At 33.4% G+C, this 26,730-nt stretch carries 23 protein-coding genes; 18 read left to right on the plus strand and 5 right to left on the minus strand.

Going from position 1 to position 26,730, the window contains the following annotated elements; genetic code table 11:
• Positions 1 to 335 precede the first annotated feature (335 nt).
• Together F0000_RS01730 and F0000_RS01735 are read left to right on the plus strand one after the other, a co-directional pair.
• A complete protein-coding gene (locus tag F0000_RS01730; protein ID WP_149622969.1) occupies positions 336 to 3,377 on the plus strand; it encodes a TonB-dependent receptor in 3,042 nt (1,013 codons plus the stop codon).
• A 10-nt stretch (positions 3,378 to 3,387) separates the two neighbouring features.
• Complete coding sequence (locus tag F0000_RS01735) at positions 3,388 to 4,731, plus strand: RagB/SusD family nutrient uptake outer membrane protein (RefSeq protein ID WP_149622970.1); 1,344 nt, start codon at positions 3,388 to 3,390, stop codon at positions 4,729 to 4,731.
• A 388-nt stretch (positions 4,732 to 5,119) separates the two neighbouring features.
• Here F0000_RS01735 and F0000_RS01740 read toward each other — a convergent pair whose 3' ends face one another.
• A complete protein-coding gene (locus F0000_RS01740) occupies positions 5,120 to 6,583 on the minus strand; it encodes a glutamate synthase subunit beta (RefSeq protein ID WP_149622971.1) in 1,464 nt (487 codons plus the stop codon).
• A gap of 13 nt (positions 6,584 to 6,596) precedes the next feature.
• Positions 6,597 to 11,096 carry a glutamate synthase large subunit gene (gene gltB, locus F0000_RS01745; protein ID WP_149622972.1) on the minus strand — a complete coding sequence of 1,500 codons (4,500 nt, stop codon included), beginning with the start codon at positions 11,094 to 11,096 and terminating at the stop codon, positions 6,597 to 6,599.
• Between the two features lie 436 nt (positions 11,097 to 11,532).
• On the opposite strand from gltB, the gene F0000_RS01750 reads away from it, so the two are divergent.
• Together F0000_RS01750 and F0000_RS01755 are read left to right on the plus strand one after the other, a co-directional pair.
• Positions 11,533 to 11,871: a P-II family nitrogen regulator gene (locus F0000_RS01750; protein ID WP_149622973.1), complete on the plus strand. Its 339-nt coding sequence runs from the start codon at positions 11,533 to 11,535 to the stop codon at positions 11,869 to 11,871.
• 66 nt (positions 11,872 to 11,937) lie between these two features.
• On the plus strand, positions 11,938 to 13,173 hold the full coding sequence (locus F0000_RS01755; RefSeq protein ID WP_149622974.1) for an ammonium transporter: 1,236 nt from the start codon (positions 11,938 to 11,940) through the stop codon (positions 13,171 to 13,173).
• A gap of 58 nt (positions 13,174 to 13,231) precedes the next feature.
• Here the strand turns inward: F0000_RS01755 and F0000_RS01760 are convergent, their stop codons facing one another.
• The 3 genes from F0000_RS01760 to F0000_RS01770 form a co-directional block, all read right to left on the minus strand.
• Positions 13,232 to 13,570: a DUF4870 domain-containing protein gene (locus tag F0000_RS01760; protein ID WP_149622975.1), complete on the minus strand. Its 339-nt coding sequence runs from the start codon at positions 13,568 to 13,570 to the stop codon at positions 13,232 to 13,234.
• Between the two features lie 91 nt (positions 13,571 to 13,661).
• Complete coding sequence (locus tag F0000_RS01765) at positions 13,662 to 13,985, minus strand: DUF4870 domain-containing protein (protein ID WP_149622976.1); 324 nt, start codon at positions 13,983 to 13,985, stop codon at positions 13,662 to 13,664.
• Positions 13,986 to 14,627: 642 nt separating this feature from the next.
• The gene (locus F0000_RS01770; RefSeq protein ID WP_223148864.1) at positions 14,628 to 16,421 is read right to left on the minus strand and encodes an RICIN domain-containing protein; all 1,794 of its coding nucleotides are present in this window, start codon (positions 16,419 to 16,421) and stop codon (positions 14,628 to 14,630) included.
• A 301-nt stretch (positions 16,422 to 16,722) separates the two neighbouring features.
• Between F0000_RS01770 and mnmE the strand changes: the two genes are divergently transcribed.
• From mnmE to F0000_RS01840, 14 genes are all read left to right on the plus strand, one after another.
• On the plus strand, positions 16,723 to 18,114 hold the full coding sequence (gene mnmE / locus F0000_RS01775) for a tRNA uridine-5-carboxymethylaminomethyl(34) synthesis GTPase MnmE (RefSeq protein WP_149622978.1): 1,392 nt from the start codon (positions 16,723 to 16,725) through the stop codon (positions 18,112 to 18,114).
• A 236-nt stretch (positions 18,115 to 18,350) separates the two neighbouring features.
• Positions 18,351 to 18,704 carry an AlpA family transcriptional regulator gene (locus tag F0000_RS01780; RefSeq protein WP_149622979.1) on the plus strand — a complete coding sequence of 118 codons (354 nt, stop codon included), beginning with the start codon at positions 18,351 to 18,353 and terminating at the stop codon, positions 18,702 to 18,704.
• 76 nt (positions 18,705 to 18,780) lie between these two features.
• A complete protein-coding gene (locus tag F0000_RS01785; protein WP_149622980.1) occupies positions 18,781 to 19,923 on the plus strand; it encodes a site-specific integrase in 1,143 nt (380 codons plus the stop codon).
• A gap of 1 nt (position 19,924) precedes the next feature.
• Positions 19,925 to 20,368 carry a hypothetical protein gene (locus F0000_RS01790; RefSeq protein ID WP_149622981.1) on the plus strand — a complete coding sequence of 148 codons (444 nt, stop codon included), beginning with the start codon at positions 19,925 to 19,927 and terminating at the stop codon, positions 20,366 to 20,368.
• Positions 20,369 to 20,459: 91 nt separating this feature from the next.
• Positions 20,460 to 21,419, plus strand: a complete 960-nt coding sequence (locus tag F0000_RS01795) for a hypothetical protein (protein ID WP_149622982.1) — start codon at positions 20,460 to 20,462, stop codon at positions 21,417 to 21,419.
• An 89-nt stretch (positions 21,420 to 21,508) separates the two neighbouring features.
• Positions 21,509 to 21,862: a helix-turn-helix domain-containing protein gene (locus F0000_RS01800; RefSeq protein ID WP_149622983.1), complete on the plus strand. Its 354-nt coding sequence runs from the start codon at positions 21,509 to 21,511 to the stop codon at positions 21,860 to 21,862.
• Complete coding sequence (locus F0000_RS01805; protein ID WP_149622984.1) at positions 21,852 to 22,148, plus strand: hypothetical protein; 297 nt, start codon at positions 21,852 to 21,854, stop codon at positions 22,146 to 22,148. The genes F0000_RS01800 and F0000_RS01805 overlap by 11 nt, the downstream gene beginning before the upstream one ends.
• Positions 22,126 to 22,542, plus strand: a complete 417-nt coding sequence (locus tag F0000_RS01810) for a hypothetical protein (protein WP_149622985.1) — start codon at positions 22,126 to 22,128, stop codon at positions 22,540 to 22,542. Before F0000_RS01805 ends, F0000_RS01810 begins: the two co-directional genes overlap by 23 nt.
• Positions 22,539 to 23,027 carry a hypothetical protein gene (locus F0000_RS01815; RefSeq protein ID WP_149622986.1) on the plus strand — a complete coding sequence of 163 codons (489 nt, stop codon included), beginning with the start codon at positions 22,539 to 22,541 and terminating at the stop codon, positions 23,025 to 23,027. The genes F0000_RS01810 and F0000_RS01815 overlap by 4 nt, the downstream gene beginning before the upstream one ends.
• 113 nt (positions 23,028 to 23,140) lie before the next feature.
• Positions 23,141 to 23,728 carry a hypothetical protein gene (locus F0000_RS01820; protein ID WP_149622987.1) on the plus strand — a complete coding sequence of 196 codons (588 nt, stop codon included), beginning with the start codon at positions 23,141 to 23,143 and terminating at the stop codon, positions 23,726 to 23,728.
• A gap of 101 nt (positions 23,729 to 23,829) precedes the next feature.
• The gene (tssD, locus tag F0000_RS01825; protein WP_149622988.1) at positions 23,830 to 24,525 is read left to right on the plus strand and encodes a type VI secretion system tube protein TssD; all 696 of its coding nucleotides are present in this window, start codon (positions 23,830 to 23,832) and stop codon (positions 24,523 to 24,525) included.
• 4 nt (positions 24,526 to 24,529) lie between these two features.
• Positions 24,530 to 25,315, plus strand: coding sequence for a hypothetical protein (locus tag F0000_RS01830; protein ID WP_149622989.1), 786 nt, complete (start codon positions 24,530 to 24,532; stop codon positions 25,313 to 25,315).
• Between the two features lie 6 nt (positions 25,316 to 25,321).
• Complete coding sequence (locus F0000_RS01835; protein WP_149622990.1) at positions 25,322 to 25,624, plus strand: hypothetical protein; 303 nt, start codon at positions 25,322 to 25,324, stop codon at positions 25,622 to 25,624.
• A gap of 106 nt (positions 25,625 to 25,730) precedes the next feature.
• Entirely contained in the window at positions 25,731 to 26,426 is a 696-nt protein-coding gene (locus F0000_RS01840) for a hypothetical protein (protein WP_149622991.1), read from the plus strand.
• Positions 26,427 to 26,730 lie beyond the last annotated feature (304 nt).

Consider the following 26,730-nt stretch of genomic DNA (forward strand, 5'->3'; position numbering starts at 1 on the left):
ATATATTATTATTTTTTTTGAAAAATTTAAGAAACTTACTCCATCAAGTATACGTCATAATCACCTAAAAATCAATTACTTAATAATGATCACTATCAAAAATAAGAACTAAGTAATTATAAAATACTCTGGATTGTGTTTAGGGATAGTCACTTTTTAGCTGTTATATATTCAAACACATAAAAAATCAATAAGAATGAAAAAATCAATTTTTATCAGCTCAACACATGCTTTATTTTTTTTATTAAATCTATCAGGATTTGACTATAGCAGTACTGCCCCCTCAGTCTAATAGTAAAAATAACTAGTCACATAACTTTATTGAAAAATCATTTATGAAATTAAATCATTACAAATTATTAGTGCTTGCTCTTTTTATGACAAGCCTACTGTTTTCCCAACAAAATGTTTCGGGTATCGTCCAGGGAAAAAATGGACTTCCGTTACCAGGGGTAAACATTATTGTGAAAGGTAAAACTACTGGGACACAAACAGATTTTGACGGAAAATACACTATAAATGTAGAAACGGGAGCGATTTTGGTGTATTCGTATTTAGGGTTTTTAACTCAAAAGATCAAAGTATCAGGACAATCAGAAATTGACATCACACTTCAAGAAGATATTAGTACGCTAAGTGAGGTCGTGGTTGTAGGGTACGGGACACAAAGCAAAAAGAAACTAACGGGAAGTGTTTCTCGAATAAGTGCTAATGAAATTGATGAAGTTCCCAATCCTAATGTACAGAATGCTCTTGTAGGTAAAGCTGCGGGGGTACAGATTACCCAAACCAACGGTAAGGTTGAAGGAGGGATTAATATAAGAGTGAGAGGTACAGCCAGTGTTAGTGGAGGTACCCAGCCTTTGTATGTAGTTGACGGTATTCCATTAATAGATCCAACTGATAATAGAGGTGAACTTGGCAATGGGGCTCCAACAAATCCTTTACTTACATTCAGCTCCAATGAGATCGAGTCGATCGATATCCTAAAAGATGCATCTGCTGCTGCTATTTATGGCGCAAGAGGGGCTAATGGAGTAGTAATTATTACCACAAAAAAAGGAAAACAAGGAAAGGCTAAATTTTCTTTAAATATATCTCAGGGGTTAAGCCAACCAACAAATAAAAGAGAATGGTTAAACGCGTCAGAATATATTGAATTATTCACCGAAGCAGCTGTAAATTCAACCGATCTTTTAGCTAGTATAGGTATTCCCGACCCTGTTGCTTTTATTGAAAGCCAATTTGACAGATACGCTAATGGAACGGATTGGAGAAATGGAGAAGTAGATACCGATTGGCAAGATATAGCATTCCAAAATGGTTTTCAAAGTAATGCAGATTTTTCTGTATCTGGAGCAAATGAAAAAACGTCATTTTTTTTCTCAGGTGCTCATAACAATACTACAGGAATCATAAAGGACAATGAACTTGAGCGGTTGTCTGCAAGAACCAATCTAAGTCATAATTTTGATACTAGATTAGCAGCAGGTATGAATTTGAGTTTTTCAAGGACTGAAATAGATCGCATTGCAAATGATGCTGTGTTTTCTACACCATTGCAGGCTGTAGCCCAAACGCCATTAGCACCTGCTCGATTGCCTGATGGCACTCCGAATTCTAGTACGCAATATGGTAATTTTCTTTTTAATGCCGATAATGTATTCTTTAAAACAATTGTGAGGAGAACGCTTGGAAAAGTATATGGAGAGTATAAATTCTGGCCCTTTTTATCGTTTAAAAGTGAATTTTCTTATGACTTATTTGCTCAGACAGAGGATAGTTTTTCAGGGGAAAATGCACTTTTTCAATCTACAAATGGTCAGGCATTTGCTTCTGACTTAACTTCTGAAAGTTATACATTGTCTAATTTTGCAACTTTTAATAAAAGTTTTGCAGAAAAACATAATATCAACATAGTAGTGGGTACAGAACTTTCTAAATACAACAGAAGAATTACTAATGTTACAAGCCAACAATTTCCATCAGATGATTTACCTACGGTAAGCGGAGGAGCAGAAGTCACAGCAGGAAGTGGCGTTCAACTGTCTAGTAGTTTCCTGTCTTATTTCGGAAGAGCCAATTACGATTTTATGGGCAAATATCTTTTAGGTGCTAGCATCAGGCGAGATGGCTCTTCAAGATTTGGATCAAAAGTACGATTTGGTAATTTCCCTGCATTTTCTGCGGGATGGATTATTTCTGAAGAAGAGTTTCTTAAAGACAATGATCTATTATCGTTTTTAAAAGTTAGAGGAAGTTGGGGAAAATTAGGTAATGCAGATTTAGGTGGAGATTACCCATCATTATTTCTTTTTTCAGGAGTATCCTATAATCAACGTCCAGGTTTGGCTCCTATCCAACCAGGAAATTCTAATCTAACCTGGGAAAAATCTACCCAAACTGATATTGGTTTGGAGATGGCATTTCTTAATAATGCAATTTCTTTGAATATGGATTATTATTTTAAAGAAACAGATGGATTATTATTTGAAGTTCCTCTAGTACCTAGTGGTGGGGCCCAAAATATCAATCAAAATATTGGATTATTAGAAAGCAAAGGATTAGAGGTTAGCATTGATACTAAAAACATTCAAACTACAAAAATGACATGGACCACAAATCTTAATTTTAGTACAAATAATGTAGAATTGATTGAGTTGCCAAATGATAATGCAGATATTATTAGCGGGCGAAACATTAACAGAATTGGAGAAAGTCCGGCAGCATTTTTTCTTAGAGAATATGCAGGAGTTGATCCTGCAAATGGTGATGCCTTATATTATCTAAATACAGTTAATGCAGATGGATCAATTGATAGAAGTACAACGACCAACCCAAATGATGCAGATCGGATTGTTGCAGGAAATCCTTTTCCAGAATTTATAGCAGGATTAACCAATACAATTTTTTATAACGGGATTGACTTTTCATTTACTTTCCAGGGAGAATGGGGAGCAAGTATTTATAATGCTGCCGGTCGTTTTCAATCTACTAGTGGCGATTTTTATGATAATCAAACCAGAGATCAATTAGATCGATGGCAACAACCAGGTGATATCACCAATGTTCCACAAGCAAGACTTTTTGGCGGTAATGGTACAGCACACTCAACAAGGTATCTTCAGGATGGAGATTTTATAAGACTTCGTAATGTTACCTTAGGATATAGTCTCCCCAATCAATTACTGAATAAAATTGGATTTGATAAGATACGAGTATATCTTACAGGTTTGAATCTTTTGACTTTTACTGACTATACAGGGAATGATCCTGAAGCTAGAAGTGATGTAAACGGGCAAAATAATCCAGGAGTAGCGTTTTATTCTGCTCCACCTGCAAAAACATTCACTTTAGGTGTTAATTTTAATTTTTAAAGACTCAAAAATGAAAGCATATAAAATTTTATACACATTTCTATTCCTGGTGGTTACAATGGGATGTGAAAAAGAACTTGAAATTAGCCCAACGGATAATTTACAAGGAGAGGTAGCATTTGAATCAGAAGCAAATATTGCATCAATTTTAGTAGGAACGTATGATGAAGCAGGACAAGCTGCATCATTAGGAGGAAGCTTACAAATGTTTGTAGATCTAATTGGAGCAACAAATGAAGTAAACTGGAATGGATCATTCCTTGCGCCTAGACAAGCTTTTACCAAGGAAATTTTGATAGACAATGGTTTTGTTGAAGGAATTTGGAGAAACCTTTATGAAGTAATTAACCAATCTAATTTAGTTATTGATAATTTAAATATTGTGACGAGTAGTGAAGATGAAAAAAATAGAATTGAAGGAGAAGCAAGGTTTTTAAGATCACTTTCCTATTTTGATTTGATACGTAATTTTGCAGTACCATATCAAAATGGTCAAACCAATTCACAGCGAGGAGTTCCATTAAGGACTGAAGGTATTGTTGACTATTCGGTTAATATTGCAATAGCTCCAAGTTCTGCTGAAGAGGTATATGACTTAATCATTTCAGATGCAATGAGAGCATATGATATTTTACCAGACAGTAATTCTTTTTTTGCGGATAAATATGCGGCACAAGCATTATTAGCCAGAGTATATTTCCAGCAAGGAAATTATGCAGCGGCCAGAGATGCGGCTAATGATGTTTTGCGAAATAGTGGACACCAATTGGCTTCTACATATGCTGGTGCATTTAATAATGATTCAGATAGTGTGGAAGATATTTTTTCCTTTCAAGTTACAAGCCAAACAGGTACAAATCAATTAGTAATTTTTTACGCTTCTGAAGATGATGGCGGAAGAGGTGGAGATATTACTATAACTGACGAATACTTAAATTTGTTTGATGATGCTAACGATGTGCGTGGCAGTTTTGTGTATATAAACCCAGTAAATGGTCGACAGCTTACACAAAAATATAGAAATCAGTTTGCCAATATCACGGTATTTAGAATTGCAGAGATGCATTTAATTCGTTTGGAAAGTAACTTTAGGGAAGGAACAAGTTTAGGGCAAGATCCTCTTGCAGAAATTAATGCTTTACGAGCAAGATCCAACGCAGTGCCCCTTGTAGGACCACTAACTTCAGATTTAATTTTTAGAGAACGTCAATTAGAACTCGCATTTGAAGGCTTTATTTTAAACGATGTAAAACGTACTCAGGGAATGGTTGGAACTATCCCTTTTGATGATGAATCAATTATATTACCTATTCCTCAAGCAGAAAGAGATACTAATCCTTTAATTAATCAATAACTATTTTCAGAAAATATAGTATATGAAACACCCAACAGAAATGATTTCTATTGGGTGTTTTGACGTCTATAACCGAGCGTGCTCTGAAAAAGTCTCCTGACTTTGCGGAATGCTCAAAAACAGAATTGTAAACGTTAAGAGCCAGTCACAGAAATGTAGTTGATTCTCCTTTGAAACTCACATCACTATATCCAAAATCATCCATATAAATAATAATTATATTAGATATTGTATGACGATTAGTTACAGGTGTTCTAATTTTTTGCTCTGTATTTTTTTGAGTTTTTGGTGAATTCTCAATGCAAGAGTGTACGACAAATCTCCCTTTATGTATAAAAAAGACCACTAGTAAGTATACTAACGGTCTTTTTAAAAACACTATATAAAATTATACTCTTGGCAAATCTCCTTCTCCTTTTAATGGCAGGTTAGAACTTCCCATTAAATATGCATCTACATGATATGCTGCTTGTCTTCCTTCGGCTATTGCCCAAACAATTAATGACTGCCCTCTACGTGTATCTCCTGCGGCAAAAACTCCTTTAACATTAGTTACATAATTATCTTCAGAAGCTTTAATATTAGTTCTAGCATCCATATCAATACCTAACTGTTCTGCTATCGTAGGTTCTGAACCGGTAAACCCTAGTGCTAATAGTGCTAATTCACACTTCCACTCTTTTTCGGTATCTGGAATTTCTTTTAATGTAAAGCGACCATTTTCTTTCACCCACTCAACTTCAGAGGTTATTAACCCTCTAAGATTACCGTTTTCATCTCCCAAAAATTCTTTTGTAGAAATACTCCAATTACGCTCCACTCCTTCTTGATGGGAAGAACTGGTTCGCAATCTCATAGGCCAAAACGGCCAGGGTTGATCCACAGGGCGTTCTGTAGTACCTTTTCCCATAATCTCAAAATTAGTAACAGAAGTTGCCCCATGACGTACTGATGTCCCAATACAATCTGATCCTGTATCTCCTCCACCTATTACAATCACATCTTTTCCTGTTGCCAAAATCTCTTCTCCAAGATCCTTTATACCATCTACTCTACGATTATTTTGTGGCAGAAAATCCATGGCTTGTACAACACCTGTTAGATCAGAACCTTTTACTTGCAAATTACGACGAACAGTAGCTCCAGTACACAATACTATAGAGTCAAAATCTGTTTTTAGCTGATCTGCTTTGATATCTTTGCCTATATGTGTATTTGTTTTAAAAATAATACCTTCTTCTACTAAAACAGCAATACGGCGATCTATTACACTTTTTTCCATCTTAAAATCAGGAATACCATAGCGCAACAGTCCTCCTACCTTTTCATCCCGCTCAAAAACAGTGACCAGATGCCCGGCTCGATTTAATTGTTGTGCTGCCGCCAGACCCGCAGGACCAGATCCAATTACTGCTATTGTTTTACCCGTTCTTTCCTTAGGAGGATTTGCCTGTACCCAACCGTTTTTAAACGCCTCTTCAACAATATTCTTTTCTATATTTTCGATTGTTACAGGATCTTCATTTATCCCTAATACACAAGCTTCTTCGCACGGTGCAGGGCATAATCTACCTGTAAATTCAGGAAAATTGTTTGTAGCGTGTAATATACGCGCTGCTTTTTCCCATTTACCACGATACACAGCGTCATTAAAATCAGGAATTAAATTTCCTAACGGACACCCGCTATGGCAAAACGGAATCCCACAATCCATACATCTTGCTCCTTGATTTTTAAGCTTACTCTCCTCCATCGGTATGGTAAACTCTTTGTACTCTTTTATACGATCCTTAACAGGCTGGTACTGTTCAATCTCTCTTTCAAATTCTAAAAATCCAGTTATCTTTCCCATGGTCAATATCGTTTTATGCTTGTGCTAGTTTTTCTTCTTCTATTCTTTTTAAAGCTTGTTTATATTCTTCTGGGAAGATCTTGATAAATTTTGGTAATTCTTTTTCCCAATCTTCTAGAATTCTCTGAGCCAATGGACTTAAGGTTGCATTATAATGTGCTTCTATCAATCCTTTTAATTCTATGACATCTTCTTGTAATTCTACAGGATCTAAATTCAGTGACTCTTTATTACAATGTTTCTCAAATGTCTTTTTATCATCATAAATATAGGCAATACCTCCAGACATTCCTGCTCCAAAGTTTCTACCTACTTCTCCAAGGATAACTGCAATCCCACCGGTCATATACTCACAACCATGATCTCCTATTCCTTCTACTACAGCTCTAGCTCCAGAATTACGTACACAGAAACGTTCTCCTGCTTTACCATTTATATAAACTTCGCCATCGGTGGCTCCATACAAGGTAACATTACCTGTTATTACATTTTCTTCTGGTATCAAAGTAGCTTCATCCGGAACTTTGATAATTAACTTAGCTCCAGACAACCCTTTTCCAAGGTAATCATTCGTATTTCCGTTTACGATCATGGTTAACCCTTTGGTGGCAAAAGCTCCGAAACTTTGACCGGCTGCCCCGGTGAAATTGAGTTTCAAGGTGCTATCAGGTAATCCCTGAGCTCCATAAATTTTAGAAATTTCATTACTTAAAATAGCACCTACTGCTCTATCAGTATTGGTAATATCAAAATCTAATGTGGTTTTTTCTTTTCTAAATAAAGCCTGATGCGCCTGCTCTATAATCTCAAAATCTATAGATTTTCCAAGACCGTGATCTTGTGTTTCAGAATTATATACCTTTACTCCTTCTGGTGCGTCTACCTGATGTAATATTGGAGAAAGATCAACTCCTGCAGTTTTGTAATGCTCTATCGCTTGTTTACGATCTAATTTATGAACTTGCCCCACCATTTCATTAATAGTACGAAAACCAAGTTGTGCCATTATTTCTCTGAGCTCTTGCGCTACAAAATACATATAGTTCACTACGTGTTCTGGCTTACCTTTAAATTTCTTACGTAATTCAGGGTTCTGAGTTGCAATACCGACAGGACAAGTATTGAGATGGCATACGCGCATCATAATACATCCCGAAGCTACTAATGGAGCAGTTGCAAAACCAAACTCCTCTGCTCCTAACAAGCAGGCTACAGCCACATCTCTTCCTGTTTTGAGCTGTCCATCGCACTCAAGTACTATTCTACCTCGCAGGTCGTTACCCACTAATGTTTGTTGTGCTTCTGCAATGCCTAATTCCCAAGGCAGTCCTGCATGCTTTAATGAGGTTAGTGGTGATGCACCTGTTCCTCCGTCAAAACCTGAGATCAATATTACATCTGCTTTTGCCTTAGCAACACCAGCAGCTACAGTTCCTACGCCAACTTCTGATACTAATTTCACATTTATTCTTGCACTTCTATTAGCTGATTTTAAATCATAAATTAGCTGAGATAAATCTTCAATAGAATATATATCGTGATGTGGTGGTGGTGATATTAATCCTACATACGGAGTAGAATTACGAGTTTTGGCAATTTCAGGATTCACTTTTGGTCCTGGTAACTGTCCTCCTTCTCCTGGTTTAGCTCCCTGAGCCATTTTTATCTGTATCTCTGCTGCATTGGTCAAATAATTTGAAGAAACTCCAAAACGACCGGAAGCCACTTGCTTAATTGCACTGTTTTTCCAGTCTCCATTGACATCTTTATAAAAACGCAAAGGATTTTCTCCTCCTTCACCAGAATTACTTTTACCTCCGATACGATTCATCGCTACTGCCAGATTCTCGTGAGCTTCCTTACTAATAGATCCATATGACATGGCACCCGTTTTAAAACGTTTCACAATCTCTGTCCAGGGTTCCACTTCTTCTAACGGAATCGGGTCATAGTTTGAAAATTCTAGTAATCCGCGTATAGTCATCAAGCTTTTTGACTGCTCATTAATTAGTTTTGCATATTCCTTATAAGTCTTAGGATCATTTTCTCTTACAGACTTTTGAAGCTTAGCCACTGATAATGGATTAAACTGATGTTTTTCTCCGTTACGTCTCCATCTGTACTGACCTCCTATTTCCAGATCCAGATCTGCATCCACTTCTCGCTCCAGATAAGCTCTTTTATGGCGTTTTGCGATCTCTTTCTCTATTTCATACAATCCAATTCCCTGAATACGTGTTGCTGTATTAGGAAAATACTTATCTACAACTTTAGTATTGATCCCAATACATTCAAAAAGTTGAGAACTACGGTATGAATTCAAGGTAGAAATCCCTATTTTGTTCATGACTTTCAATACTCCTTTGCCCACAGCTTTATTATAATTGTTTACTGCTTCTTCTACATCTAAATCTGTAATATTGAGATCTTCTATTTGTTCCTTTATGATTTCATTCACCATATAAGGGTTGATAGCACTAGCTCCATATCCAAATAGTAGCGCAAAATGGTGTACTTCTCTAGGTTCTGCAGATTCTATGATAATACTAACCTGGGAACGTTTCCCTAGTTTTTGTAATCCACTATTAATAAAAGAGCAGGCTAATAATGCAGGGATCGGAGCGCGATGCTTGCTTACATTTCTATCAGAAAGAATAATGATATTACTACCCTCATCAATAGCTTCTGAAACGTTATTCAATGTGATTTCCAGCGCATCTTCTAATCCATTAAGTCCTTTATTTATATTATATAACATAGGTACAGAAGTCACTTTAAAGCCTTTATCTGTATATGTTTTTATTTTATCCAAATCTTCTTTAGAGATAACAGGATTTTGAATTTTCAGCTTTTTACAATGTTTCTCATTAATATCAAAAATATTATGATCCGCACCTAATGTAAGGCTAATATCTGTTATTAATTCCTCACGAATCCCGTCTAAAGGTGGGTTCGTTACCTGCGCAAATAACTGCTTAAAGTAGTTATATATCAATTGAGAACGTTCAGAAAGCACAGCTATAGGTGTATCCGATCCCATAGAACCGATGGGTTCTTTAGCCAACTGACTCATAGGAACAATAATAGTATCTATATCTTCCTGCGTGTATCCAAATACTCCTTTACGTTTTGCTATAGTCTCTTCTCCTAAAAACAATGGGCAATCATTATAGGGAATATTCTTAAGATGTACTAAGTTATCATCAATCCATTCTCTGTAAGGATGTTTTGCGGCAATCTCTTCTTTAATTTCTTCATCATTGATGATACGACCTTCGCCCATATCCACCAGAAACATTTTTCCGGGTTCTAATCGACCGTGAAATTCTATATTTTCAGGTTCTAAATCTACAACTCCAGTTTCTGAAGACATAATCACATACCCATCTTTTGTCACAGAATAACGAGAAGGTCTTAACCCATTTCTATCCAGTACCGCACCAATATAATTGCCATCAGTAAAAGGAATAGATGCTGGACCATCCCACGGCTCCATAGCACAGGAATTATATTCATAAAAAGCCTTTTTGACTTCAGACATTTCAGGATTTTTCTCCCAGGCTTCCGGTACCATCATCATCATCACTTCTGGCAAGGATCTACCGGTCATCAATAGTAGCTCTACAACCATATCCATAGATGCAGAATCCGACTTTCCTTTTAATACGACTGGTAATATTTTCTTAATATCTTCTCCAAACCAATCACTTTTTAATAGTTCTTCACGAGAACGCATTCTTGTGACATTACCTCGCAAAGTGTTAATCTCTCCATTGTGACACATATAACGAAAGGGTTGTGCCAAATCCCAGGTAGGAAACGTATTTGTGGAGAAACGCTGGTGTACCAATGCCAATCTGGTAACTACCTTGGGATCCATAAGATCCGAGTAATACAACTTAATATCTTCGGGCATTAATAATCCTTTAAATATCAGCGTTTTTGTAGATAAACTAGGTAAATAGAAAAATTTACTTTCTGATAACTTAGAACTATATATGGTATGTTCTGTTATTTTACGAGCAGTAAACAGTTTAAGATTAAAATCAAAATAGCTTTGCTTTTCATCTTTCTTTCCTATAAAAATCTGTTTGATAAAAGGTTCTGTTGTTGCTGCTATTTCTCCTAAATGTATCGGATCTACAGGAACATCTCTCCATCCTAACAATACAAGACCTTGATCAATTACATTTTTTTCAAATGTATCTATGCAATATTGTCTTTGATTTTCTTTCTTGGGAAGAAAAACATTACTTACGGCATACTCTCCTGCATCTGGTAGCTCGAAATTACAATTTTCTATAAAAAAATCGTGAGGAATATCAATAAGTATTCCTGCTCCATCTCCTGTTTTCCCATCCGCACTTACTGCTCCTCTATGCTCTAGTTTTTCAAGAATTTCTAATGCTTTATGAATAATATCATTTGATTTTTTACCTTCCAAACTACATATAAATCCAGCACCACAAGCGTCGTGCTCGAATTCTGGCAGATACATTCCTTGTTTCTTCATATTATTTCCGACTTAAACGTGTTTCAAGCTGTTGAAATTAACAAAATATTAAGGAAGGAAAAAGAAAAGCAGAGCTTTAATCATTACTTTTCTTAGCAATGTAATAAAATGGAAGATTCTATAAAATAATCACAAAATAAAGACTTCTTATTGCGAATTCAATAACGCGGTTTTTCTTAAAAAAAGCAAATAAATTAAGGGGTATAGCTATTTGACCTCCAATCAATTTGAATAAAAAGGTTTCTGTAAAAAATAAAAACATTTGACTACGAAATATTCAGTAAATTTGTAAAAAAATAGATACCCCTAATTTTTTAGGGGGTAAATATCTTAAAATGATAAAAATTACGTGATTACCCTATAAAATTTTGATGTTAAAGAGTAATTAACATATTTTTGATTTGAATTTAACATTAATTTTAACTTTTTAGTCTTTATGAAGAAAATAGAAGCAATCATCCGGAGATCAAAGTATCGTGTGGTAAAAGAAGCTTTGCATGAAAAAGGCATAACATTCTTTTCTTATTGGGATGTAACTGGTGTTGGTAATGAGAAACAAGGACACGTTTATCGCGGGATTTCATATAGCACAACAGATATTCAAAGACGTTATCTATCCATTGTAGTGAATGATGATTTTGAAGAAGCTGCAGTCTCTGCCATTCTTGAAGCTGGTAAAACAGGTGAGGTTGGAGACGGAAAAATCTTTGTATCAGATATTAAAGAAGCGTATAGAATTCGTACCGCAGAAAAAGGTAGCTCTACGTTATCTTAATTAATTCTCAATATAAATTACTCCAACCGAAAACAAAAAAAATAACTTTTAATAGTCAATTATATAATGGAAATTTTAACTATAAACAATGTATGGATGATGGTGTGTACAGCACTGGTATTTTTCATGCATTTAGGTTTCTCTTTTTTAGAAATAGGATTAACCCGTCAAAAAAATACAATCAACATACTTTTCAAGAATGTATTTATCATTTGTGTAGGTCTACTACTATACTACATTGGTGGTTTTAACCTTATGTATCCTGGTTTTGATGCAGAAGCAGGAGAAGGGTTCTTTAAATTTGCTGGCTTCGGTATCGGAGCTCCAGAAAATGGAATGACTCCGGAATATGCAGATGGAGGATATACCTGGTGGACTGATTTCTTATTTCAGGGAATGTTTGCTGCTACTGCTGCTACTATTGTATCTGGAGCCGTTGCAGAACGAATCAAACTTGGATCATTCATGATATTCACAGTCATCTATGTAGGATTGATATATCCAATAGTTGGATCCTGGAAATGGGGAGCTGGATGGTTAGATCAATTAGGATTCTATGATTTTGCAGGTTCTACGCTGGTACACTCGGTAGGTGGATGGGCAGCATTAGTTGCAGTATATTTACTAGGTTCCAGAATTGGTAAATTTAGCTCAGAAGGTAAACCTCAAGCTATTCCTGGTCATAATATTCCGTTAGCAGCTGCTGGTGTATTAATACTGTGGTTAGGGTGGTTTGGATTTAACGGTGGTTCTGTACTTTCTGCTGATCCAGAATTAACATCTCTTACCTTGGTAACGACTTGTCTTGCTGCCGCTGCAGGTGGTGTTGGAGCATTTATTTTCTCTACTATATTATATAAAAACTATGATTTGACTATGTTTCTAAATGGAATTCTAGGTGGATTAGTAGGGATTACTGCTGGTGCTGACCAAATGAGTCCTAATGAAGCTGTTATAATAGGAATTCTTGCTGGTATAATTATCGTATTGGGTGTTGCTCTTGTAGATAAGTTAAAGTTAGACGATCCTGTAGGTGCTATTGCAGTCCACTTAATCTGCGGTATCTGGGGTACTCTGGCGGTTGGAATTTTTGGTAAACTTGCGAGCGGAGAACAATTCTTAAACCAGTTAATAGGAATTACTGCAATCGGAGGTTTCTGTATACTTACTTCCTTTATTATTCTTTTTACATTGAAAAAGACAATAGGATTAAGAGTTTCTGAAAAAGAAGAAATAGAAGGCCTTGATGGTCACGAGCATGGAATGGATGCTTATCCTGATTTTAGAATTAATCAGCATTAGAATCTAATCTAATGCTTTACATAAATTAAAAGAGCGATCCATATGGATCGCTCTTTTCTTATTTTATAATTTGCATCGATAGCGGATATGAAGGTTCTTCTCCATTATTAGCTCTTATTGCATTAATAATAGGAAATACAATACAAAAAACACCAATAATTAGTAAACCTAAAACCCCCAAACCAAATAATAATATTAATGGTATACATACTACGGCATAAATAAACATACTAATCTGAAAGTTCATAATTGACTTTCCATGAATATCCATTCTTAAAACTTGTTCTCTCTGTGTAAGCCATAATATAAGCGGAACTATAAACCCTCCGAAGCCGGTAACTAAATCTAATAATTGTGATAAATGCGTGATTACTAATAATGATCTGTCTTGTCTCATGATTTTACTTTTTTTGATTGATGATTATTTGCTAATATTATTAGCAACTTATCTATATGACGCACAAAACTATTTTTTGTTACATTTTTTGTCAAATTATAAATCTAATACTCATAGGGTAATAAGGCAACTTCCCTTTGCTAGCATTAATAGTACTTATTATAGGGAAGAGATACGCATAAATAAACCAAATCGGAAGGGTTATAAAACCAATACAGCAAGTGAATCCAAAAAACATAGTAATTAAAAGATATAATAATGCTGAAAGCTGAAAATTGACTGCTGCCTTTCCGTGAATATCCATACCTTTTACTTTATCCTGTTGAGTAGACCATAATATTAATGGTAAAATAAACCCTGTAAGCAAACCACTTAAATGAAGTAATACCAACAACGAGGTATCTTCTCTTTTCATCAATTATTTTTTAGCAAACAAAAATAGATCTTTTTTACTTTATGAACTCATCTTTAGTAGTGGTTTTCAATCGAAAAGTTTAGCTTTTGTACTATAATGAAGTAGGTTTTTTTCGGCATAGCCATAGCTGCGGTTAAAAAAAACAACAAAATTAGCGTGTCACATGTAAATTTTGTAGGTCCAAGTAGTACTCAAGATGAGTTCTATATCATTTTTATCCTAGCACTTGTTTAAAAGCCTTATCTATTGATAACAAAGAGGTCAATCCTGAGGTTCAAATATTTCCTATTTTCAAGATTTAGAATATACTCCAAAATTAAAATTATTGATTTTTAAATTATATTCTTTTTAAACACACTCTTAGAACTGTCAACAGTGTTGTTTTAGATAAAAAAACTGTAATACCATTTGCCATTTGAATTTACTGGAATAAATCTTTATACCACCATTTTTGCTTTAAAATTACCCAAATAAAATATAGTTATTTTTGTTCAGTATAGCCCAATCTACGGTTAATTTTTATTTTGAAGCATAAGGGGAAAAGAACAAGTTTTAGTGGGTAATTTTAAGAATCAATGGTATAAAAAAACATCCTGAAAAATCAGGATGTTCTTAAATTCATTATCAGCAGTGCTTCTAATCTTAATTTACTATCAATTTTATAGTTTTCATCAATTTACTTTTATCATTTTGCAAATTAATGATATAAATCCCTGAGGTTAACGAAAGATCTGCCGCAGAGAACCTATTCGCACCAGAACTTAATTTTACAGAAGCTACTTTACTTCCTACTATAGAATATATTTCGGCCTTAAAACTATCTTTTGAAGAACCATTCATATAGATCGAAAAACCATCTGTTACAGGATTAGGAGATATAGAAACCTTCAATTCACTTTTCTCAGTACCTTCTATTTCTGATGCTTCCTCAGTAAGTTCTGCTAAATTTTCTACTCGGGTATTGACTGTAATAAATCTCCAATGTTGATTTTGATTTGTATCACTAGAACTCCATAAATGAACATTCTGACCATTGGCTCCTCCTCCTCTTCCATCTATCGAAAATCCGGGAGCATTTCTCTTCTCTAATCGATAAAATCCGCCGCCAAGATTTACTTTTTTCCAATGCTGATCAAAATTATTTTTATTGTATTGCCACAGGTTTACATTTTGACGATTTGCTCCTCCTGATCTTCCATCAATAGCAAAGTTGGTTCCTCTTTTTAAATAAGAATAAAATCCTCCACCCTGGTCAATTTCTTCCCATTGCTGATTAACATTCGTAGAACTATCTTCCCAAAGGTGTATATTTTGCCCATTAGCTCCGGGACCACCTCTTCCATCTAAGGCAAAACCAGTATTTCTTTTAACCATTCGTACAATAGTACCAGAAGGGGTAGGTCCACCGCTAAGCCCCATGGCATCCCAAAATTCGGGAATAGTAGCTCTTTCTCCAAAATTAGACCCTCCAGATCCTGAACACCCTCCATAGGCATGAACACCTACTGCATTTCCTGTTGCTGCATCAATAATTGGACTCCCAGAATTCCCACCAGTAGTATCTGTTCGATATCTCACAAATGTATTATCTACAGATGCTAAAGGCCCTGAATGGATTTGTTGTGTCTGATTATCTATACCTGTATCTGTTCCATATCCTGTAATTGTTATAGTACTACCTGGATTAGTTTGTGTAACATTAAATGATTTACCTTGTGCTTGTATAGGTGTCTGTCCTGTTTGAGAATTAGCACCTGCTGTAAACACTGCCCAATCTGTTTCTGGTCTACCTCTAACATAGTTAGTAACAAAATTACTAATTGGATATTGATCTTCTGGTCCTGGGTGCACAATGGAGCGATCAGGATTAGATTTTGGGACATTAAATTCTATAAGCTGCGCTCTACTCCCCCCACAATGTCCAGCTGTTACTAACCTCCCATTAGTAATAATCCATCCAGTACATCCAATAGGTACAATTCTTCCGATAGCATTATCATTAGAGTCTACACGATCATCATTAGCTCCGCATTGGGATTTTGATTTTACAGAAGTTTCTCCTACACCTATTTCGCCTACTGATACATGAATTGATTTTTCGCCTGGTGCTACATTCAATGTCAGCGTAACAGCAGCACCATTAAAATAAGCACTACTATTATTCCATTGCTCAATCGTTTCTGCATTCAAGGTTTGTGATGCCCCGTCATAATGAGAAGTGATCGTTACACTACTATTCTTTCCCAGATTCGCTTCTTTAAAAAACAATCGTAACCAAGTGGCTCCTTCCTGTGAGATTTCTTGAGTAATTCTTTGATAGCTACTCTTTGGCAAAGAAGAATCAGATTGTAAACTCATATCAGCATCGATATAATGCCTTGGTAATTCATCAGTTTGTGACCGAATCAACAATGGAAATAAAAAGCAAATTGACAATAACAGCAGGCTTAACTTACTAAGAAAAATGTGTTCATAAAACTTTTTGAGATTTGTGTTTTTTAGATTCATAAGAGTTAAAATTAAAAAGTGTTAGACATTTGATGAGCTCTACAATCATTACACTGCAGACGCACCTTAGTTATATCGTATTCCAATTTTAAATAATATCCCTTACAGTATTTTTTATGAGAATTTCCCCTAGCAATATAGAAAGAAAACAACAGTTAAAAAAGTTTGATTCTATTAAAATTTAAAGTCAGTTTATTAATCTCTATTTTTGTCTTCAAGTTTAAAACTTATGATTCAAAAAGATACTATAGTAGCGCTTGCTACTGCCTCTGGAGCAGGTGCCATTGCAGTTTTAAGAGTTTCCGGCGATCACTCTATTTCAATTTGTTCTAATCTTTTTCGCTCTGTGAGTGGTAAGAATTTAGTGGATCAAAAAACACATACTATTCATTTAGGACATATTCTCGATGGCGATCGTGTTTTGGATGAAGTTCTTGTGTCTTTATTCAAAGGAACTAATTCTTATACAGGAGAACCTACTGTAGAGATTTCTTGCCATGGTTCTAGTTATATACAACAAGAAATTATTCAACTATTACTGCGTAATGGATGCAGAATGGCCAATGCAGGAGAATTTACTTTAAGAGCTTTTATTAATGGAAAATTAGATCTTTCTCAAGCAGAAGCTGTTGCCGATTTGATTGCTGCGGATTCTGAAGCTTCGCATCAGATTGCTATGCAACAAATGCGAGGAGGGTTTAGTACTGAGATTAAAAAACTAAGAGATGAATTATTAAATTTTGCGTCTCTAATCGAATTAGAACTGGATTTTGCAGAAGAAGATGTTGAATTTGCTAATAGAACGCAATTTCAGGCTTTGGTATCCAAAATTACCAATGTACTAAAACGCTTAATTGATTCTTTTGCTGTAGGAAATGTAATTAAAAATGGTATTCCTGTTGCCATTGTAGGGGAACCTAATGTTGGTAAATCCACATTGCTTAACGCATTACTCAATGAAGACCGTGCCATTGTTTCTGATATTGCCGGCACTACACGTGATACTATTGAGGATGAAATTACTATTGGTGGTATTGGTTTTCGATTCATTGACACAGCAGGTATTCGAGATACTGAAGATGTCGTAGAAAGTATTGGAATCAAAAAAACTTTTGAAAAGATTGAGCAGGCACAAGTAGTTATGTATCTGGTGGATAGCTCTGAGTCAACCATTAATAGTTTACAACAGTTAAAAACTGAAATTGGTAAAATAAAGAACAAATACCCTCAAAAACCCTTGATTGTTGTGGCTAATAAAATAGATCTGCTAGAAGCATCTCAAATCTCTTCTCTTACTACAGAAATTAAGAACATTCATTTATTATCCGCTAAACAAAATATTGGTGTAGAAGAATTACAAAACAAACTTCTAGACTTTGTTAATACAGGAGTACTTCGAAATAACGAAACGGTTGTAACCAATACCCGTCATTATGATGCTTTATTAAAAGCACTAGAGGAAATACAAAAAGTTCAGTATGGAATCGATCATGGATTGAGTGGAGATTTAATGGCAATTGATATTCGACAGGCTCTATATCATTTTGGTGAAATTACTGGTGAAATCACTAGCGATGATTTATTAGGTAATATTTTTGCTAATTTCTGTATTGGGAAGTAACCTCACAAAACAAACAAATATCAATCACACAACAATCTATGTAAACAATTGATTTTAAGGACTAATTGTTAATAATTGGTATTCTTCGGTTAATATCTATTATGCGTTTGTTACGCATCTATTTGTACCTTTGTTGTACCTCGAAGCATTTGAGGTACAAATTTTAAGTATTAAGGCGAAATTATGGCACTTATTTCTTCTTAATACTACTTAATGACACTTAGGACTTCTTATTTATGAGTACAAATATTAGAGTACAACGGATTTGCCAACATTGTGGGAATGATTTTACCGCTCGCACTACAGTAACAAAATATTGTGGAGACAATTGCGCCAAAAGAGCTTATAAGGTTCGTAAACGCAATGAAAAAATAAATAATAGTAATAGAGAAACTAAAGAAATAATCCGTAAGCCTATCGAGCAGATTAAAGCCAAGGAATTTCTTACTGTAAATGAAACGGCAATTCTATTAGGTTGCTCCAAAAGAACCGCCTACCGATTGATTGAAAAAGGAACTATAAAAGCAGTAAACCTTTCGGAAAGAATGACAAGAGTGAAACGTGAAGAACTTGACAGGTTACTAAGTTGAAAATATTTTATTTTTAAAGGTACACCAATTACACTTTCTACACGATTAATAATAAAAGACAACGAATAAAAGACAGATGGCAATTAAAATTAGCTTAAGAAAAAAGCCTATCTCAAAAGGTAGACACAGCTTATACCTTGACTTCTACCCTCCTATTACTATTGCCCAGACAGGCAAAAAAACCCGTAGAGAGTTTCTAGGACTTTACATTATAGACAAACCCAAATCACCACTAGAAAAACTAGACAACAAAAACACCTTACTACTTGGTGAACAAATACGTCAAAAAAGAGATAATGAGTTGAACAAACCCGAAGTGTATAATGCATTCGAATTAGAACAATTGAAGGCTAAAGAAAAAGGTAAACTTTCCTTTATTAGCTATTATGAAGAACAGATGGAAAAGAAAAATGGAAAAAACTATGCAGTGTGGACTTCATCTTTTGCGTACCTAAAAGACTTTACCTCTAATAGTCTAACATTTGCTGACCTCAACGAAAAGTTTTGTAACGATTACCGTGACTACTTACTTACCGCCAAAAGTAAGAGAAGTACCAAAACTACCATTTCACAAAATACCGCTCAAAGCTATTTTAATAAATTCAAAGCTACATTAAAGCAAGCATTTAAGGACGACTTACTACCCAATGACCTCAACGGAAAAATAAAACCAATTAAGCAAGCAGATACAAACAGGGTGTTTTTATCTATAGAAGAACTAAACAAACTAGCTAATACAGATTGTATAAAACCAATATTAAAAAAAGCATCGTTATTCTCTGCGCTTACTGGGTTGAGGTTTTCAGATATTGAAAAATTAACTTGGAGTGAAGTAGTTCATACTAATGACAGAGGGTATTCTATACAATTTCAGCAAAAGAAAACCAAAAGTAATGAATATCTGCCAATTCCAGAGCAGGCTTATAATTTGATGGGGGAACCGAAAGAACCTACTCAAAAAGTATTTAGAGGATTGTCCTACTCTGCTCATCAAAACTCTCAGTTGCTAAAATGGGCTATTAGTGCTGGTATACAAAAACACCTAACTTTTCATTGTTTTAGGCATACGTATGCAACATTACAACTCAGCAATGGAACGGACATCTACACAGTGTCCAAAATGCTTGGGCATAAAGATTTAAAAACAACACAAGTTTATGCTAAAATAGTAGATGAATCAAAAAGGAAGGCTACGGAAAGAATTAAACTAAATATTTAAAATGATAAAAATCACTCCTGACCATAGATTAAATGAATCATTCATAAAGCTTAAAACTATTGCATACTCTAAGATAGGAAGCCTTCCTGTAACTGATAGAAAATTTAAATGTGAATTAGAACCAATTAAAGCATCCAATAGGGCACTAGAAAATATAAAGACCTATATCCAGGAACAATTATTTTCTATAGAAGAAAAAATTTGTCTTTTAGAAAATTACCTAATACTGTTAGACAACCGTATCAAAAACCCTACACCAATAATGGATGAAAAAATCAGTATGTTACCCAATTACTTACAAGAGTGTAAAGATAAAAATGAACAACCAAATAATGATATTATTAATTGGATAGAAGAACTTAAAAAAGTAAATAAATTAAAACCAGAAACAGACCAAATTCTTTATTATAAATTAAAAGATTACTACAAAAACATATTTAACTAGCAACAATCAATTACAAAATACTCAAAACTCCTTAGAAAATAATATAAATAAAAGTCTAAAATCAATTTCACCAAAGAACAATGGTTCTAAAATGGAATTCAAACAAAATATATTAAGTACACTAAACTATCAATTAGGAAGAATATTACATCTTTTTCAAGAACAGATAGACAATAATTATTATAAATACAATTTTATATTTAATGATGATGAAGTAATGTTTTTAAACATGAACGAATTAAAAGAATACATAACTTTAACACCCGTACGTAACACTATTTTTTTTAAAGGAATAGTTCAAAAGTGCATGGAAATAATCAATCTATGGAATAATAAAATCGCTCCTGCTTTTCTAGGAGAGATAACAGATCAAGAAATCAATATCACTGAAGATTTTTATTGCTTTTCTATTCATAATGATCATTGGACTAATTATCATCATTCCAAAAGTTTTATAGAAAAATTTAGGAATAATTTTAAAAACAATTATACAAGATTAAGCTGTCATCAAATAGCAATTAGATGTCAATCAATAATTAACTGCATAACTTTTGCATTTGATGAAATTAAAGAATATGTAAATCATCATAAAATTAATGACAACTATAATCCTAGAAAATTAGAACCAATTCTTACTAAAAAAGACATCATAACAGAAAGAAATAATCTTATACCAAAGGTTAGTATTGAAGATGTTTATGATTATTTTAAAATTCTAGTCACAGCAAAAAATAGAAATGATGAACATTATTTAACCGAAAATCAACTTGTAACATTTATTAAAGCGTCATTCATTGATTTAGAACCATCAAAACAGTATTTTAATGGTAAACCAAATTACAAAAAAGACATTAGAAGTTTATTTTATAGATTTTATGACCAATGTTCTGTTTATGAGTATAAAACTACCCATAAAAAGCGAAAGTATTTTGACATTATGTTTAAAGCTTTTCATGGATTCGATGAAGTTAAAGACCACTCAGAATGGAATAAGACAAACCAAAAACTAATAGGTAAAAAGATAACTAATAAACCTAAAAACTATTCTTGAACCCTAAAAACTGACCCGCAAGCCCTATACGCTTCGTTACACATTAATAATCAGATACCTATGCACTATTAATCATAAATAATAGTGTAATGGAAACATTAAAATTTGAGCAACTTCCTAATCTTGTTGCAGACCTCAAAAACGAGGTTAATGAAATGAAAGCCTTATTGATTCAAAAGGCAAATCCTCAACCTGAAGCTGACAACCCTATAACTATACAAGGAGTATCAGAATTAACAGGCTTAACAGTTCCTACTCTATACGGTTACGTTCAGCGTAACGAGATACCATTTTATAAAAAAGGAAATCGTCTCTATTTTTTCAAATCTGAAATTTTAGAAAACTGGATTAAAACAGGTAAGCAAAAAACTTTAAAAGAGTTAGAGGCTGAAGCAGACGAATTTTTATCTAACAAAAAGAAAGGGCTGCGCTATGAAAAATAACCGAAAGAACAGCCCAAATAAAAGACGAGATAAAGATAATGGATTCTATAATCAATTAAAAACCATATTTCAATATTTACAAGATCACATAGCTACTGCATCGATGGTTGCTGCTGCTACAGGTATTCCGCAAAAAAATATTTGTAGATATAAACGTGATTTAGAAAAAGTAGGAGCACTATGGGAAGTTGAAAAGAAAACCTGTAAAAAAACTGGATTCAAGGCTTGGTACTTAACCACTAATCCCGATTTAGTTCCTCCAAATGATCAACTATCTCTTTTCTAAAGTTGTGGTTGATTTTATAAAAGTTCACATTAGAGAATTTAATATGCAGCACTTAGAAGAAAATGAAAATTTAGAATTTACTAGAGAATTTGTTTGTAGTACTGGCGAATTAAAACCAAAGAAAAAGGCAAGTTATAAGAATCTGGTCTTTACTCTGTACGATTCGGGTTTGCTAATTATTCAAGGAAGTATACATAAGTACAAAAATGATGGAATACACAATTATGATGATTTTTCATTAAATCAAATCGTTGAGGTGTTAGATGAAATTTCTATCAAGTTTAATCTTCCCTTGAATAAATGCCGTCTAAGAAACTTTGAAGTTGGAGTTAATATTAATCCTCAAAAGAAAGCAGAAACGATTTTAATAATCTTATTTTCCATAAAGGATTGAAATTTAAAGATGTCTCGAGAAGTGGTGGCTATATCAAGCAAGCTGAACATAAACAATACATATTTAAGATTTATGATAAAGGCTTACAGTATAACCTACCTGAAGAACGTATAAGGATTGAACTAAAATTTACAAGAATGGAAAAATTAAATAAAATAGGGATACATACGCTATCGGATTTAAAGAATTGTGCAACATTTAAACCGTTAAAAGAATTGCTACAGAGTGAATGGAAGTTATTATTACTTTATGAACCTCCTTTATTATCCGACAGCCTGCCTTTAATAGTGAAAAACAAAAAACAATTTCAATGGAAAGACTTTGATTATTGGATTAACCTTACTAAACAAGAAAGGAATAGGCAACGAAAAAAATATCTAGAGTACGTTGAAACTCACACTAGTAATTTACATCAACAAATTGCCAATAAAATCAATTATAAATTTAATCATCTAATACGAAATGATTACCAATTGACCGTTTAATTATAGTGTCAATTGGTAATCATATTATAACCATAGAACCTAACAAAACCTGATATTGAAAAAAGGTATTCTATAATCTTCCCTAGAGTTTTAGGTTACGTAAACTCAAAAATATGCCAAAACCACATACATTTCCTCTCATATTTGATCAAATAAAAAATATTGATATTTCATTACTTAGAAAATGGAGCTACTTAAATCACTGCTATTTTAAAAGTGGTACAATTACTTGGAGTACAAATGGAATAGAAACTAGTAATATCTCTATAGCAACAAAGATGAATACCATAAAAAAAGTATTAATTCTTAGTTACAATTGTAATGGCAAATCTTATAAATATGAAGTCCCGTTGGTTTCTTTGCCTTCTAATTTAGGCAATGGTATTGTGTGGTATTTTAAATGCCCTTTTACTAACAAACGATGTAGGAAACTACATTTTATTGATCAACGTTTTATGCATCGGTCTGCCCTACCAAGTGGATTGTATGAAAAACAAATCCATAGTAAAAAATGGAGGCAAATGGAAAAGATTTATGGGTGTTATTTTGATCTAGACCGAAACTATCAAAAACTTTATAAAAAGCATCTTAAAAAACACTATAAAGGCAAACCAACTAAGAAATATTTAAAACTAATAGAAAAAATTAATCGAGGTGAAAGGTTTTCTGTTGATGAGATTGAAAGGTTATTTATGGCTTAACTAAAAATTATAAATCATTGACTAATATTATTCTTAGAAAAATAAAATAGGGGAAATATCTTTTTTTAATCTATTTTTGAAAAATTAATTTTAATCTAATTATGGGTATTCAAGCCAAACTTTTTGTAGATAATAAAGAGTTTATTGTAGAGCAGCATTATTTTAGTTTCTTCCAAAATACGGATCATACTGGTAGACCTAGCAACAAGCCTATAAATCGTACTTTTGATTTTAAGGTACATGGTAGTAAGGAAACTACCTTTTTTGAATGGTCAATTCATCCAGATATGATGAAAAACTGTAAAATTGTATTTTCTTCTCGGTTTGGAACAAGTAAAAGCACTACAATAGAACTATTGGATGCTTATTGCCTGCATTATAAATTACATTATCAGCACGATAGCACTAGTGCATTTATGGTATATTTTAGCTTATCTCCTGCGACTATTCTATTTAATGGTCAAGAAATGTTATCACACTGGTGGCGTAAAACTGATCCTACATTATTAGGGCAACCAATTATAGAAAGAGAGGAAGAAGATGCAGAACCAAAGGTTATTGATTATTACATTACCGATTTGAATAATAAAAGGGTAGAGAATGTGAAACCTAATGATAAGATTATTTTAAATATTCATACTAAAAATATGATCGATAAATTATTCACAATAAACCTAGATAATCCAAAAGTAGATTTTAAATATAATGGTGAGATTTTAACCAATGATACTCTTAAAGGTTATCTTATCGAAAAGAATTTAGAGAAGATAGAATTAGAGGTAATTAAACAAGATTAACTAAATGTCAAATACTATTTTCACATTAGAGACAAATGGAATTACGAAAACTTTAGAATTAAAGGTTGAATATACTAGGTTTTTATTTCACGGAGGAGCTAAAAAAAGTAGTGATAACAGTGCGTTTCATTTTGCCTCTTTAAATGTAAAGAATGACTATAATAATGACGGCACTATTATTAGAGAATCAATTAAATCTGCAAAAGAAGTTGTTGATAAAATAAATGCTCAAGAAGATAATAGCATACAATCAATTGATTTTTTCTGTCACGGAGATATGCTTGGTTTATATTTTATAGTAGGTGCTAGTATTTATTCTAATGTTTCTAGTGAAGATGTCGAAAGCAAAAATCTTAATGCCTCACTATATCTTGGGAAAGCAACTAGATTAATACAAGGTAGTGATTTGCACGATGACAGTAGAGTTATACAAGACATCGAACTATCTAAATTCACTAATGGATGTAAAATTGAAATACACGGGTGCTTAACAGCCCATGATATGTACGTAAAGGATAATATTTGCGAAGAGCTATCTGAATTACTATATTCTGAAGGAAAAAAGAAAGCTGTTGTTATTGGTCATACTGAAAGAGCTAATCCTAATATAAAAGACACTAAAAAGTGGGATGAAAAGAAAAAAGAATGGATTATAACTAAAACAACAAACAAAGAGCAAGATTATAGACAAGGTGAAAGAAAGGTTTTTCATAACGGAAAAGTTATTCTTACCACCACTAAAAAAGGTAGAATTACAGGTAAAGAAATCAATAATGTAATACCAGAATAGAACAATATGGATATTTTACTTTTAATACTATTGCTTGTTATTTCTATTCTGATCGGAGTATTAACAACCTATTTCTTAAAAATCAAAAAATTAAAGTTTTGGTACGTTGTTTTATTTGCTTGGTTGACTTCTTTGGTTATTTACTTAGCGTTTAAACCTTTTATACCTGAGCCTATTTTACAAGATGATATATTCATTCAGCATATTTATTTAGCTGTATTGCTAAGTATTTTAGAGCCTATTCATCATGTCATAGGTTTTGTTGCATTATTGGTAATACTTTTTAAGCGGTTTAATAAGAAATCATAAACTACTGGAGTACTAAACAATAGAACATACTCTGAATATCTGTATTGAGTTTTATTATTTTTAACTCAATCGAACCAATTGAGTTAAAACCTCAAGGCATAAAAGAATGAGAAAAATATTTTTTTTAATCATATTTCTAGCAATTTGTAAAACATCCTTTGGTCAACAAGTTTTAGAACTAAAACAAAAGAATAAGAAAATAGAGGCTTTAATTCCAGAAAACTGGAATGTAATTGCAATGGATAAAGATGGTGATCTAAATAATGATGGAATAAACGATTTAGTTTTTATTGCTAAGAAAGAGGATATCAACAACTTTATAACGGATAGTGAAATAGGAACTGATTCCTTAGATATTAATCCTAAAATACTTGGAGTATATTTTAAAGATAAAAGTGGATGTTATGAAAAAAAGCTGCAACACAATACCTTTATATTTCTAAATAAAGAACCCACTAGAGAAGAACCTTTCCAAAGTTTAGACATTATTAATGGTGAGCTAAAACTTGAATTTCAAGAATTTTATAATGCAGGTAGTTGGTATGTTAATGATGAAGCCTATTCTTTTAAATATATTGAAGGTTCATTTAAACTAGTTAAGTATGTAAATTCAAGTATGCATCGTGCTTCTATGGATTTTAAGGAAGAAGTTACTGATTATATTAAAGGAACTATATTTGTAACAAAAGAGACCTTTAATGAAGAAAAAGAAAATCCTATTACAACATCTGATACAATAAACTTTGCTCCTAAAAAACTAAAATCTTTAAAAGAACTGAAAATACCTTTTCTATTTGAATGAATTTATCTTTCATTTCTACATTTAAGTCTTTTGTATCGATATGAAAAAGTTTTGGATGTATAACATATTAATTGCTTTAGCTTTAGCTATTCTATTTTCTATTTTTCTATTTGTAGGTATCTCGGAAGTGTAATTATAACCCTGTCTCAGGGTTAAGCCCCAGGAGGGCTCTGGGATCTAGCTCCCAGAGCCCTCCTGGGGCTTGGTCGCTAAATCAAGTGCCACTCGATCTTCAAATCTAATATATAATTGTTGAATAATCAAGCTCCAATTTTGCAGTGGGGTTGTCCATTTCTTCTGAATA

The organism is Aquimarina sp. RZ0 (assembly GCF_008370685.1).
In the GTDB taxonomy this organism is placed as follows: Bacteria; Bacteroidota; Bacteroidia; order Flavobacteriales; family Flavobacteriaceae; genus Aquimarina.